At 67.7% G+C, this 11,770-nt stretch carries 12 protein-coding genes; 2 read left to right on the forward strand and 10 right to left on the reverse strand.

Going from position 1 to position 11,770, the window contains the following annotated elements:
- Window positions 1-155: 155 nt before the first annotated feature.
- Window positions 156-557 (reverse strand): NUDIX domain-containing protein, encoded by a 402-nt coding sequence (locus IEV99_RS18920; RefSeq protein WP_244643985.1) that lies wholly within the window; start codon window positions 555-557, stop codon window positions 156-158.
- 231 nt (window positions 558-788) lie between these two features.
- Here IEV99_RS18920 and mbfA point away from each other — a divergent pair, with 231 nt between their 5' ends.
- The gene (gene mbfA / locus IEV99_RS18925) at window positions 789-1,760 is read left to right on the forward strand and encodes an iron exporter MbfA (RefSeq protein WP_188519746.1); all 972 of its coding nucleotides are present in this window, start codon (window positions 789-791) and stop codon (window positions 1,758-1,760) included.
- A gap of 34 nt (window positions 1,761-1,794) precedes the next feature.
- Complete coding sequence (locus IEV99_RS18930) at window positions 1,795-2,679, forward strand: metallophosphoesterase family protein (RefSeq protein WP_188519266.1); 885 nt, start codon at window positions 1,795-1,797, stop codon at window positions 2,677-2,679.
- 17 nt (window positions 2,680-2,696) lie between these two features.
- Here IEV99_RS18930 and IEV99_RS18935 read toward each other — a convergent pair whose 3' ends face one another.
- From IEV99_RS18935 to ccoO, 9 genes are all read right to left on the reverse strand, one after another.
- Window positions 2,697-3,329, reverse strand: coding sequence for a hypothetical protein (locus tag IEV99_RS18935; protein ID WP_188519267.1), 633 nt, complete (start codon window positions 3,327-3,329; stop codon window positions 2,697-2,699).
- A gap of 286 nt (window positions 3,330-3,615) precedes the next feature.
- Entirely contained in the window at window positions 3,616-5,340 is a 1,725-nt protein-coding gene (locus IEV99_RS18940) for a hypothetical protein (protein ID WP_188519268.1), read from the reverse strand.
- A 110-nt stretch (window positions 5,341-5,450) separates the two neighbouring features.
- Window positions 5,451-5,603: a cbb3-type cytochrome oxidase assembly protein CcoS gene (gene ccoS / locus IEV99_RS18945; protein ID WP_188519269.1), complete on the reverse strand. Its 153-nt coding sequence runs from the start codon at window positions 5,601-5,603 to the stop codon at window positions 5,451-5,453.
- Entirely contained in the window at window positions 5,600-7,876 is a 2,277-nt protein-coding gene (locus IEV99_RS18950) for a heavy metal translocating P-type ATPase (RefSeq protein WP_244643933.1), read from the reverse strand. Before IEV99_RS18950 ends, ccoS begins: the two co-directional genes overlap by 4 nt.
- A gap of 23 nt (window positions 7,877-7,899) precedes the next feature.
- Window positions 7,900-8,406, reverse strand: a complete 507-nt coding sequence (locus tag IEV99_RS18955) for a FixH family protein (RefSeq protein WP_210318675.1) — start codon at window positions 8,404-8,406, stop codon at window positions 7,900-7,902.
- Window positions 8,403-9,890, reverse strand: a complete 1,488-nt coding sequence (ccoG, locus tag IEV99_RS18960; protein ID WP_188519271.1) for a cytochrome c oxidase accessory protein CcoG — start codon at window positions 9,888-9,890, stop codon at window positions 8,403-8,405. The genes IEV99_RS18955 and ccoG overlap by 4 nt, the downstream gene beginning before the upstream one ends.
- A gap of 104 nt (window positions 9,891-9,994) precedes the next feature.
- Window positions 9,995-10,867: a cytochrome-c oxidase, cbb3-type subunit III gene (ccoP, locus tag IEV99_RS18965; protein ID WP_188519272.1), complete on the reverse strand. Its 873-nt coding sequence runs from the start codon at window positions 10,865-10,867 to the stop codon at window positions 9,995-9,997.
- Between the two features lie 4 nt (window positions 10,868-10,871).
- Window positions 10,872-11,021 (reverse strand): cbb3-type cytochrome c oxidase subunit 3, encoded by a 150-nt coding sequence (locus tag IEV99_RS18970; protein WP_188519273.1) that lies wholly within the window; start codon window positions 11,019-11,021, stop codon window positions 10,872-10,874.
- A 10-nt stretch (window positions 11,022-11,031) separates the two neighbouring features.
- Window positions 11,032-11,766: a cytochrome-c oxidase, cbb3-type subunit II gene (gene ccoO / locus IEV99_RS18975; protein ID WP_188519274.1), complete on the reverse strand. Its 735-nt coding sequence runs from the start codon at window positions 11,764-11,766 to the stop codon at window positions 11,032-11,034.
- Between the last annotated feature and the right edge of the window lie 4 nt (window positions 11,767-11,770).

Raw genomic sequence — 11,770 nt, forward strand, 5'->3', positions numbered from 1 at the left:
GCGCCGGGCGGCGCGGGACGGACGGAACGGCCGCTCAAGGGCGGGCCAGCGTCTCTCGTCGTCGATCCCGCCTCAGCGGCATGTCGCCTCTCCGGCCGCGTGGCGCAGCGTCGGAACCCGTACAGGATTTTGGCGCGCGCGCAACCGCTCACGGCTCACCAGAATGGCGAAGCGGGCGCCCCGTCGACGATCTCGGCCAACCGCGCGCGCGTGCCGCGGGTGATTTCGGTGGGAAGCGCGTCGAGGGCGAAGAACCGCCCTTCCCGGATCTCGGCGTTTGGCGCGCGTGGCGCCCCCTCCCGAAACGTACGCACCACGTACACGGCGACGTGGTCCCGGTTGGAGACGTAGCGGTTGAAGAAGAGGCCATGCAGCGCCGCCGGCCCGACCGGCTCGATGTGGGTCTCTTCCGACAATTCCCGCACCATCGCGTCGTAGATCGTCTCGCCCGCATCGACGCCGCCGCCCGGCATCTGCCAGCCCGACACGTAGCCATGGCGCACCAGGAACACCCCCCGGTCGGGGTGCAGCACCGCCGCGCGGACGCCAAGCGTCATCGGTCGTGTGAATCGCCAATACAGGTGCAGCAGGCGGCGCAGGCCACCAGGCCCGCGCAGCGCTTCCTCGGCCGCGGCGTGCGGGCCTCCGGTAGTCTGGGGCGCGGGGTTCTGGTCCGGAATCATGCCCGAACATAGCAGATCCGACCGAAACGCTCTTGTGCCAGCGCTCACATAGATTAGAAGCATTCCAATCTGGAAAGCGCCGCCTGCGGGAGCCACGCCATGCCGATGAAGACCTTCGCCGAACTCACCGAACGTGAGGTGCTCACCTTGGCGATCACCGGCGAGGAAGAGGACTCCCGCATCTACCAGACATTCGCGGACTCGGTTCGCGACGCGTATCCCCATTCGGCCGCGCTGTTTGACGGCATGGCCGAGGAGGAACGCAGCCATCGCGGCATGCTGTACGACCTCTACCGCAAGAAGTTCGGCGAGCACCTGCCGCCGATCCGGCGCGAAGACGTCAAGGGCTTCCTGAAACGCCGCCCGATCTGGCTCACCAAGAACCTCTCCGTCGAGAAGATGCGGCAGGAAGCCGAGATCATGGAGATGCAGGCCTACCGCTTCTACGACAAGGCGGCCGCCCAGACGCTGGACGTCTCGGTGCGCGAACTGCTGCACACCCTCGCGGAAGCCGAGCGCGGTCATGAGCGGCGGGCCGGCGAGCTCGCTGACGCCAACCTGGGCGGCGACGCCAAGGCCGAGGAGGAGAAGACCCGCCGGCGCATGTTCGTGCTGCAATATGTCCAGCCCGGCCTGGCGGGCCTCATGGACGGATCGGTCTCGACCCTGGCGCCGCTTTTCGCCGCGGCTTTCGCCACCCAAAATAATTGGGAGACGTTTCTGGTGGGCCTGGCGGCCTCCATCGGCGCCGGCATCAGCATGGGGTTCGCCGAGGCGCTCTCCGATGACGGCTCGCTGACAGGCCGCGGAACGCCGTGGATGCGCGGCCTGATCTGCGGGCTCATGACCACGGTCGGAGGCATCGGCCATACGATGCCTTATCTCGTTCCCGACAGCATGCCCAACGCCTTTATGGTCGCCACGTCCATCGCGGCCGTGATCGTCTTGATCGAGCTGTGGGCGATCGCGTGGATACGGGCGCGCTTCATGGATACGCCCTTCCTGCAGGCGGCTTTCCAGGTCGTGCTTGGCGGCGTCCTCGTGTTCCTGACGGGAATTCTCATCGGCAGCGCTTGACCGGCGGGCGCGCGCGGGGGAGAGGTGTCGCCCGATGTTCAGGCTCGCCCACCTCTCCGACCCCCATCTCGGCCCGATCCCCAAGCCTCGCCTGCGTGAACTCGCCGGCAAGCGCATGACCGGCTACATGAACTGGCGTCGTGGACGCGACCGCATTCACGACATGGGCGTGATGGAGCGGCTCATCGCCGACATGAAGAGCTTCGAGCCGGACCACATCGCGTGTACGGGCGACCTCATCAACATTGGTCTGCACGGGGAATTCCAGGTCGCCCGCGAGTTCCTGGAGGATCTCGGGGCGCCCGACAAGGTCAGCTTCGTGCCGGGCAACCACGACGCCTATGTGCGCACCACCCTGCGCGACATCGAGCGCTTCCTGTCACCCTGGATGACCTCCGACAACGGCAAGTTCGAGGGCTTTCCGTATGTGCGGCTGGTCGGTCCCATCGCGATCGTCGGCCTATCGTCAGCCGTTCCCACGGGTCCGTTCGTGGCCTCGGGCACGCTCGGGCGTGAGCAGCGCGAGAAGGTCGCCAATGTGCTCGCCTTTCTGGCCCAGCAGCCGCTCGCGCGCGTTGTGCTGATCCACCACCCGCCCCATCGCAGCGGCAGCCTCACGGGGCGCGGCCTCACGGATGCGAGCGCCCTCGAGGAGATTCTCGGCCAGACCGGAGCAGATCTGATCCTGCATGGGCATAATCACGTCACCTCGGTGAACCGCATCGCGGGCCCTGGCGGCAAGCCCATTCCGGTCGTCGGCGTTCCGTCCTGCTCGGCCATCCGCGGCGCTCTCACGCACCGCGCGGGCTACCACCTCTTCGACATCGATCTCACCGAGAGCGGCCCCACCATCACGGGACGCACCCGGGGGCTGACATCCGCCGGCGAGATCGTAGACCTGGGCGAATTGCCACTTTAGCGCCTCAATCCACTCAATCACCCCAGGCCTGGCATGCCCAGCCAGGCGAAGCCGCCGCGCGACTTCCACCAGGCGGCCAACAGCAGCAGGTTCGCGCCCACGATCGCGCCGAGCACGAAGGCGAACACGAGGTCGCCGACGACATAGCGGCGATCTCCGGCTGGCGAAGCGCCGCGCGCCGCATGGGCCGGCTGGGGCGTCGGGACCGCGATCTCGCCCGCTTGCGCGCGTTCGCGCTCTACGAGCCTGCGCCCCAGATACGCCGTGACGGCTTCGACCAGCGGCTCCACCCGCTCACTCTCAGCGAGCACGAGGCGGCCGCCGCGCGTGTCCTGGATGAAGCGGAAAGTCCGGCGGTCCCGTCCCATCTCGACGAAAGCCACCATGTCGACAAATAGGCGCGGCTTTTCGGTTCCCACTAGGCCGAAGTCGAACATGTCGACGTCGTCGGGCAATTGCGAGAAAACCGGCGCCAATTCGTCCTTCAGGAGCTCGAGCCGCGCCAATTCGGCTCCGCGCAGTTCAGCCACCGCGGAGGATCTCTCCGCCTCTTCGATGCGCGCTTTGCGCATCGCGCCTTTCAGATCGGCTGTTTTCAGGTCGGATCCGGCATGCCGTCTCGTCGGAAACGCGAAAACGGGATCTTCCATGGCCGGCCTCAAACGCTGTCACACAGTGAACAGAGAGTAAACGGTCTGCGCTAAACCCGTAAAGCACGCTGAGGTTGCCGCCTTCAATCATCCCGCCCATTGGAGGTGCACCATGAGCAGCCGGGATTCCGGCGCTTTCCGGGCGCGAGTGTGAACTACTTCACACATTGCAACCCAGGCTGCCGGTTAGATTGCGGCGGGCGGCCTTGACCAGCCGCTCATGTGCTCGAATAACCACCTTCGGCCGGCCCTGTTGGGGCCGGCCGCTTTTGTTTGTGCGGGACGTTCAACGGAGGACGAAAAGGCGCGCCGCAGTTCCGGTCTCGATGGCGCTGAGCCAGGGCGGAACGACATCGTTTTCGAGCGCCCGCGCGAGTGAACCGGGCGCCCGGACATTCGGCACGGGGCCGCACATCACCACGGCCACGACGCCGCGCGCACGCAGAAGCGCTTCAGCCTTGTCGACGCCAGCGCTCAGGAGCGTGTACGACGCCAGGATGCCGTCCACGTTGCGGTGATAGGGAGCGCCGAGCACGGAGTGCGTCGGCGAGGATGCGAGCAGGAACGGTCCGAGGTCGATGCCGGCGAGCACGACGCCGGGCGCAACGTTTCGAATGGCCTTGTAGGTGGCGGGCTCGGCGCATCCGAGAAGCCCCGAGCTGTCAGCGGCCGCCGAAGCTGGCCGAGAGCTGGCTTGCGCGGGATCGGGAGTGATCGCCTTGGCGATGAAGCTGCAGCTTGAAATCACGATGATGGCCGCAAGGGTGAGCGCGTTGCGATGGCCGGACGGAACGCGAAGCATGCCCTGCAGGGCGACCACGCCGGCCGCGATCAACGGCGCCGCGAACGCATTGGCGTAGTACACGCCGCGGATCTGCCCGAGCGCGACCAGGAACGCCACGGCCTGCAACGTCGCGACGAGCGCCAGGGCGTTCCGACGCCGGGCGTCAGCGAAGCGCCAGGCCAAGACGACTGCAACGAGGCCCAGGCCCAGGTAGCCGACGCTCCCCACCGCCAGTCTGTCGCCTCTGGCGAACGCCGGCCACAGCGGCTCCATCTCCTGAACCCCGTTCAGCCAGATCGGCAGGAGCCGGGGATCGATCTCGGAGACCGGGCCTCGCAGGCAGGCGGGCCCGAAGAAAGCTACCGCGGCGGCCACCGCGGCCCCGACGGCGGCCAGCGTGATCCAGCGCCCGATCGCCGGAAAGCCGGCGCCCAGGAGCGCCATCCCGGCGAGCCCAAGGCCGCCCACGATCGCGGCGGCCAGATACGGCGCCGAGATTGCGTCGCAATGGGCGGCGGCGATCTGTGCTGACGGAATCGTCAAGGCCGTGAGGGCCACCGATCCAAGAGCGATCCACAAGCCGAACGCCATTGCGCCGGCACGATATCTCACCGGGTCTCCGGCCAGCAGCAGGCCCACAGCGGCGCACAGAACAACGAGCACGGGCAGGGTCTCGATGCCGACAGAGAGCATAACCGCCGCCCCCAACCCGGCGACGACGCCGCCGGCGCGCCCGCCGTCCAGCCGCAACATAGCGGCGGCCGTGACCAGGCAGGCGAGCAATTGGACGTTATGGTGGTCGATGCGACCGGGATAGAACTGCGCCCCCGCAGGCCCGATCAGGCAGAACAGGATCACGCCGAGCGGCATCGCGCGCCGACCGCCCAGACGCTCGGCGATGGCCGCGACCGCCACCAGGGCGGGGCCCAGCAGCAGCGTCGGCCAGAGAGCTCCCGCCGCACGTTCGGCGAGGTCCGGCGGGAATACCGTTCCGAAGAAGAGGATGAGGGATGCAATGCCGAGGTCGACGATCCGCGACCAGTGCATGATCAGCCCGTCGGGAGCGACGCGATGCTGCACGAGGTCGAACCATCCCTGGCCGCCCAGCAGATCGCGCACCTGCACGAGCCGCATCACGTCGTCGGAGTCCAGATTGCGAACGCCGAACAGAGCTTCGGACTTGGCCGCGAAGACGATCGTCGCCACCGCCCAGACAACTAAGACCATGCTGCGGACGGAGGTCCGCCCAGTCAGGAAATGTGTGAGTGAAAACATGCCGCACCCGGGAACAACTGCGCCCAGTGTGCGTCGGGTGCCCTTAACAAAGGGCGCTAGACCTAGTTCCGGCGCACGTCGTCGTCGTCGAGGATGCGCACGGCGGCGCCGTCCAGGTCATCGTACTGACCGCTCTTGAGCGACCACAGGAATGCGCCCAGGCCAAGCAGGCCGAGGCTAAGCGCGATGGGGAGCAGATAGACCAGGACGTTCATGGCGCGGCTCTGGCCGGACGCTGTGTCGAAACGAAGGGCCGCGTCGGCGTGGCGGAAACCGGCGAGCCCTGCTCGGGTTCCCTGCCCGGCAGTCGCGCCCTGAGCGCATTCAGCGTGACGATGATGGACGAGCCGGACATGGCCGCCGCCGCGATCAGCGGCGTGACATGCCCCATGATGGCCAGCGGCACCGCGATCAGGTTGTAGACGACCGCAATGCCGAGGTTCTGGCGCATCACCGCATGCGCCGTACGGGCGAGCACGACCGCGTCCGCGACCGGCCTGAGGCGCTCGCCCAGAAACAGCGCGTCCGCGGACGACTGCGCGAGGTGAGCGGCGGTGACGGGCGAAATGGACGCGTGCGCGGCCGCGAGCGCCGGCGCGTCGTTCAGGCCGTCGCCCACCATCAGGACCCGCCGCCCTTGCGCCGCCATGGCGGCCAGAGCGTCGATCTTGCCGCCCGGCTTCAGACCTGAGCGCCATTCATCCACGCCGAGCGCCTGGGCGGCGTCCGCCACCGGCTGCTCACGATCGCCCGACAAAATCGCGATCCGGAAGCCGCGGCGCCTGAGATCGGCGACGACCGCCGCGGCGTCCGGGCGCAGCACCTGATGCATCAGCATCACGGCCCGCCGCTCGCCTACCCGCACGGCGATCACGGTCGCGTCCGGGGCGCCCGCCAGAGCGGCCGTGGCTTGCGCCTCCGCGCCGCAAAAGGTCGGGCTGCCCAGCCTGGCCTCGATGGCGCCAGGCTCCGGCCCGAGCTGCGCGACGACGCCATGCCCGGCCTCTTCGCGCGCGCCCGGGAACGGCGAGCGGCCAAGCGCCTGGCCGGCCAGCGCGGCCGCAAGCGGGTGCCGGCTCGACAGGGCGAGCCTGCAGGCCGCTTCCAGCAGGTCGGGCGCGATCTCGCCGGCGTTGACGACGCGCGGCTCCGGCGTGGTGAGCGTGCCGGTCTTGTCGAACACGATGGTGTCGCAAGCCGCCATGCGCTCGATGGCGTCGCCGGTCTGAAGCAGCACGCCGGCGCGGAACAGCGACCCGGACGCGACCACCTGGGTCGCCGGGACCGCCAGCGCCAGCGCGCACGGGCAGGTGATGATCAGCACCGCGATGGCGGTGATCAGGGCGTCGTGCAGGCCCGCGCCCAGCAGCATCCAGCCGATCGCGGTTGCGAGCGCGGTGACGTGCACGATCGGCGAATAGATCCGCGCCGCCCGGTCGGCGAGCCGCAAATAGCGCGACCGCGCGTTGGCGGCCGTCTCCACCAGCCGGTTGACCTCGTCCAGCAGCGTGCCCTCGGCCGCGGCCGTCACTTGGACGGTCAGCGCGCCATCGAGGTTCACCGCGCCGGCATAAACCAGCGCGCCTGGCCCAACGGGCGCGTGCGCGGTCTCGCCCGTCACCAGGCTGGCGTCAACGCTGGAAGAGCCGTCCAGCACGATCCCGTCCACAGACACGCGGTCGCCCGGCAGCACGAGGACGCGATCGCCAGGCCGTACGGCCTTGAGAGGAACCTCGCGCGCAGCCCCGCCATCGCCCAGCACGACGGCAGTCTCGCCCCGCAAGGCCAGCAGATTGCCGGCGACGGCGCGCGTCTTGCGCCGCATCACCTGGTCCAGCACGCGGCCGAGCAGCAGAAAGAACAGCAGCATTACGGCGGAATCGAAATAGGCGTGGTGAGCGTGATGGATTGTCTCGTAGAGCGACATGCCAAGCGCGAGCGTGACCCCCAGCGAGATCGGCACGTCCATCGTCATGCTGCGGGCCCGGATGGCCCGAAACGCGTTGCGGAAGAACGGCTGCCCCGCATAGGCGGCGGTCGGCAGCGCGATCAGGGCCGAGATCCAGTGAAAGAAATCCCGCGTCTCTTCCGTGATGTCGCTGGCGTTGCCGGACCACACCGAGACGGACAGCAGCATGATGTTCATGGCCGCGAAGCCCGCCACCGCGAGGCAGCGCAGCAGGAAGCGCATCTCGGCCGCCTCGATCTCCTCCTCGCGCGAGGGCTCGAACGGGTGCGCCTTGTAGCCGAGCTCCGCCAGGCGGGAGATCACCCGCATTGGATCGAAATCGGCGACGCGCCACTCGGCCGCGAGGCGGCGATTCGTGTAGTTCAGCCGCGCCTTCTCGAGTTCGGGCAGGCAGGCCAAGCCCCGCTCGATGTCGCCGATGCAGGCCGCGCAGGTGATCCCCTCGATCACGAGGTCGAGGTGACGCACGCCGTCGGGGCGGGTTTCAACAAGGGCGGAGTAGTCGAACGCGGGGGACACGTTGTTCTCCTCGGGAGGCCGAGCTAGCGCAGCACGATCCGGCTGCGGGACTTGAACACGCGCTCGTCCGCGCGCGTCATCTCGATCACGAGGTCCCATTGGCCGGCGGCGACATCCTCGAGCTCTGCGGCGAAGCGCCCGCCGCCCAGCTCGCGCATCTCAGCGCCGCGATCGGCGCGCTTTTCGGCCGGACGCTCCAGCACGGCGTGAACCGTCACGTCCGAAACGCCCATCCCGCCCGCGTCGCGCGCGTCAACCGAAACGACCGCCCTGCCATCCGCGCCACGCGTCACATGGGCGTTCACGGTCCAGCCAAGCGCGGCCTGCCTTTTGCCGCCCGCGATTTCGGTGTTGTAGGCCAGGCCGTTCTTGTAAGGCGTCGCGCTCTCCACCCCGCTGAACGTCATGATGGCGACCCGCATCATGTAGGCGTTCACGGCGAAGACCACGGCGAAGAAGCCGATCAGCATCATGAGCACGTGGCGGCCCGTAAGGCGGAAACCGTTGTCGATCATGCTGGCGTCGCTCATGGGGCGCTCCCGGGGCCTTTAAAGAAATCGTCCGTGTAGGCGGTTGCGCCCGTCACCACGTCGGTGAGCCGGAAACGGATGGTCCGGGACGCCGCCGCGTCCCCCTTCGGCGCGGTGACGAGCACGCGGAGTTCCCGGGTCTGGTCGGGAAGCACCTCCAGCAGCGCCGATTGCTCGGCCGTGGACGGCATGCCGACGACGTCCAGGTGCGCCCCGGCCAACCCGATCAACTCGAGCCGGAAAGGCCGCGCCTCGAGGCTCTTGTTGGTGAGCCGCATCGTGAAGCCGTTGCGAATGGAGCCATCCGCAAGCGTTACGAACACGGGGTTGCGATCATGCAGCGCGCTGAGGCCTAGTGACGTGCGGGTCGCGAGCGTGAACGTCATCAACGCCCCGATGCCGACGATCAGGACCGAGTAGAGCACCGTCCGGGCGCGCACGAGCTTGTAGGTCGGCTCCTCGCGGGCGATGCGCCGCTGCACGTTCACATCCGTGTCGTAGCCGATCAGTCCTGTCGGGCGTCCGATCTTGGCCATCACGTTGTCACAGGCGTCGATGCACAAGCCGCACTGGATGCAGCCGAGCTGGAGCCCGTCGCGGATGTCCACTCCTGTGGGGCAGACGTTCACGCACTGGTGGCAATCGACGCAGTCGCCCGCGGGTTCGCCCCGCGCCCTCGCGGCCTCGGCCTTCTTCACCGACATGCGCTGCTCGCCGCGGTCGTACCGGTAGGTGACGTTCAGCGCGTACTCGTCCGTGAGCGCCGCCTGAATGCGCGGCCACGGGCACATGTACAGGCAGACCTGCTCGCGCATGAAGCCGGCGAGCACATAGGTCGTGAAGGTCAGGATGCCGATCCACACATAGGCGACGACAGGCGCCTGGAAGGTCACCAAATCGAGCACCAGCGTGGGCGCGTCAGCGAAATAGAGCACCCAGGCGCCGCCGGTCCACCACGCGATCAGAAGCCACAGGGAATGCTTCAGAATCTTCTGAGCGATCCGCTCCAGGTCCCAGGGTCCCTGCGCCTTCTTCATCTGCTCGCGGCGATCGCCCTCGATCAGGCGTTCAACCGCATAGAACAGGTCCGTCCAGACCGTCTGCGGGCAAAGGTAGCCGCACCACATGCGGCCCGCGACGGCGTTCATCAGGAACAGCCCCAGCGCGGCGATCACCATCAGGCCGGTAATGTAGTAGAGTTCCTGCGGCCAGATCTCGATCGGGAAGAAATAGAACCGCCCGTTGGCGAGGTCGATCAGCACGGCCTGATCGGGCGCATTCGGACCACGATCCCAGCGAACGAACGGCAGAAAATAATAGATGCCCAGCGTGACGAGGAGGATCGCCCACTTGATGGTCCTGAAACGACCCTGGACGGCCGCCGGATAGATCTCCTTGCGGGCCTCGTAGAGGGGAATGTCCTCGTCCAACCCGCCCACGACGGGGCTGAGGGGCGGACGGGCGCCGGATTCGGCGGTGCTCATGGCGGGACGCCTTGGTGAAATTCGGGGGATGTCCGGCCCGGCGCCGCAAGGCGTCGGGTCAATTCAGCGGCTGGAGCCGCCGGGCAAGGCTGATGGCGGCCGCCCTATTGTCCGCCGCCGAGCGAGTGCACGTACACGGTGAGCGCCTTGATGGTCGGCTCGTCGAGACGGCCGTTCCAGGCCGGCATCACGCCGCCGCGGCCATTGGTGATCGTGTCCTCGATGGTCGCCTGGTCCCCGCCATACAGCCAGATGTTGGCGGTCAGGTTGGGCGCGCCCATCTCCGGATTGCCCTTGCCGGCTTCGCCATGGCAGGCCGCGCAGTTCTCGGCGAACAGCGCCTTGCCCTTTGCGGCGTCGCCGCGCTCGGGCTTATTGCCCGCCAGCGTGCGCACGAAGGCGGCCAGGTGCGGGACATCGTCCTTCTTCAGGATGCCGTCTTTGACGAAAGCAGGCATGGGCCCGACGCGGGATTCGGCGTCCTCGTTGCGGATGCCGTGCGTGATGGTCTGCTTGATGGCGTCGAGGGAGCCGCCCCAGATCCACTGGTCGTCGTTGAGGTTGGGGTAGTTCTTCGCCCCCTGTGCGCCCTGGCCGTGGCAGGGAGCGCAGTTGTTGCCGAACGACGCCTTGCCGATCGCGCGGGCCACGGTGAGCAGCGCCGGGTCTTTCTCGATCTCGGCGAGTGGCTTGGCGGCGATCTTGGCCACATTGTCGCCGCGCAGGACCTGAAGGGCCGCCATGTCCTGCTCGATCGCTGTGCGGGTCTGGTAGCCCAGAACACCCTTGGTGTAGCTCGTGGCCAGCGGCCAAGCCGGGTAGGCGATCCAGTAGCCGAACGCCCAGACGATGCAGGCGTAGAAGCTCCACAGCCACCAGCGCGGCAGCGGCGTGTTCAGTTCCTGGATGCCGTCCCAGTCGTGGCCGGTGGTGGCGACGCCAGTGACGGCGTCCAGCTTGTTGTGATCGGGAGTCATGACGTCAGTCCTTTTCGAGCGGCATCTTTGCGGCCGCATCGAACTGGGTGCGGTTCTTCGGATTGAGCGCGTAGATGAGCGCCAGCGCGAACATCAGGACGAAAAAGACCGTCCCCCAGGTCTGCGCGATGGATGCGAGTGTTTCGTAGTTCACGGCCGCCTCCTCAGCGCACGTTCGCCTTGTCGTCGTAGGTCTTGAAGTCGACCATCGTGCCCAGCACCTGCAGGTACGCGACGAGCGCGTCCATTTCGGTCACCTCGCCGGGGTTGCCGTCGAAGTCGCGGGCGAGCGCCTTGGGGTAGCGCTTGGCCAGGTCGGCCGCGCCCGGGTCGTCCGTGGTCGCCTGCGTGACGATGTCGGACTTGGCCTTGGCGATCATGTCGGCCGTGTAGGGCACACCCACCACCGCCTGCGCCTGGAGCTCGTCCGCGATGTGCTCGTAGTCGAGCGGCGTCGTCGCCAGGAAGGGGTAGCCCGGCATGATCGAGACCGGCGCGACGGAGCGCGGGTTGATCAGATGCGCGCGCTGCCACTCGTCCGAATACTTGCCGCCCACGCGGGCGAGGTCCGGACCAGTGCGCTTGGAGCCCCACTGGAAGGGGTGGTCGTACATGCTCTCGGCCGCCAGCGAGTAGTGGCCGTAGCGCTCCACCTCGTCGCGCAGCGGACGGATCATCTGCGAGTGGCAGTTGTAGCAGCCCTCGCGGACGTAGATGTTGCGACCCGCGAGCTCGAGAGGCGTGTAGGGCCGCATGCCCTGCACGGTCTCGATGGTGCTCTTCAGGTAGTAGAGAGGGGCGACTTCCACGAGGCCGCCGATGGCGACCACGACGAGAATGCCCAGAAGAAGAACGATGGAGTTCTTCTCGAAGATTTGGTGCTTGGCCCAGACCGACATCGTT

This window comes from Alsobacter metallidurans (assembly GCF_014636935.1).
GTDB lineage: Bacteria > Pseudomonadota > Alphaproteobacteria > Rhizobiales > Beijerinckiaceae > Alsobacter > Alsobacter metallidurans.

Coding starts and splice junctions, on each gene's coding strand:
- ccoG (WP_188519271.1), bottom strand. CDS start 9,890: ATGAGCACCGCCGAATCCGGCGCCCGTCCGCCCCTCAGCCCCGTCGTG.
- IEV99_RS18930 (WP_188519266.1), top strand. CDS start 1,795: ATGTTCAGGCTCGCCCACCTCTCCGACCCCCATCTCGGCCCGATCCCC.
- ccoP (WP_188519272.1), bottom strand. CDS start 10,867: ATGACTCCCGATCACAACAAGCTGGACGCCGTCACTGGCGTCGCCACC.
- IEV99_RS18955 (WP_210318675.1), bottom strand. CDS start 8,406: ATGAGCGACGCCAGCATGATCGACAACGGTTTCCGCCTTACGGGCCGC.
- IEV99_RS18920 (WP_244643985.1), bottom strand. CDS start 557: ATGACGCTTGGCGTCCGCGCGGCGGTGCTGCACCCCGACCGGGGGGTG.
- mbfA (WP_188519746.1), top strand. CDS start 789: ATGAAGACCTTCGCCGAACTCACCGAACGTGAGGTGCTCACCTTGGCG.
- ccoO (WP_188519274.1), bottom strand. CDS start 11,766: ATGTCGGTCTGGGCCAAGCACCAAATCTTCGAGAAGAACTCCATCGTT.
- IEV99_RS18940 (WP_188519268.1), bottom strand. CDS start 5,340: ATGGTCTTAGTTGTCTGGGCGGTGGCGACGATCGTCTTCGCGGCCAAG.
- IEV99_RS18935 (WP_188519267.1), bottom strand. CDS start 3,329: ATGGAAGATCCCGTTTTCGCGTTTCCGACGAGACGGCATGCCGGATCC.
- ccoS (WP_188519269.1), bottom strand. CDS start 5,603: ATGAACGTCCTGGTCTATCTGCTCCCCATCGCGCTTAGCCTCGGCCTG.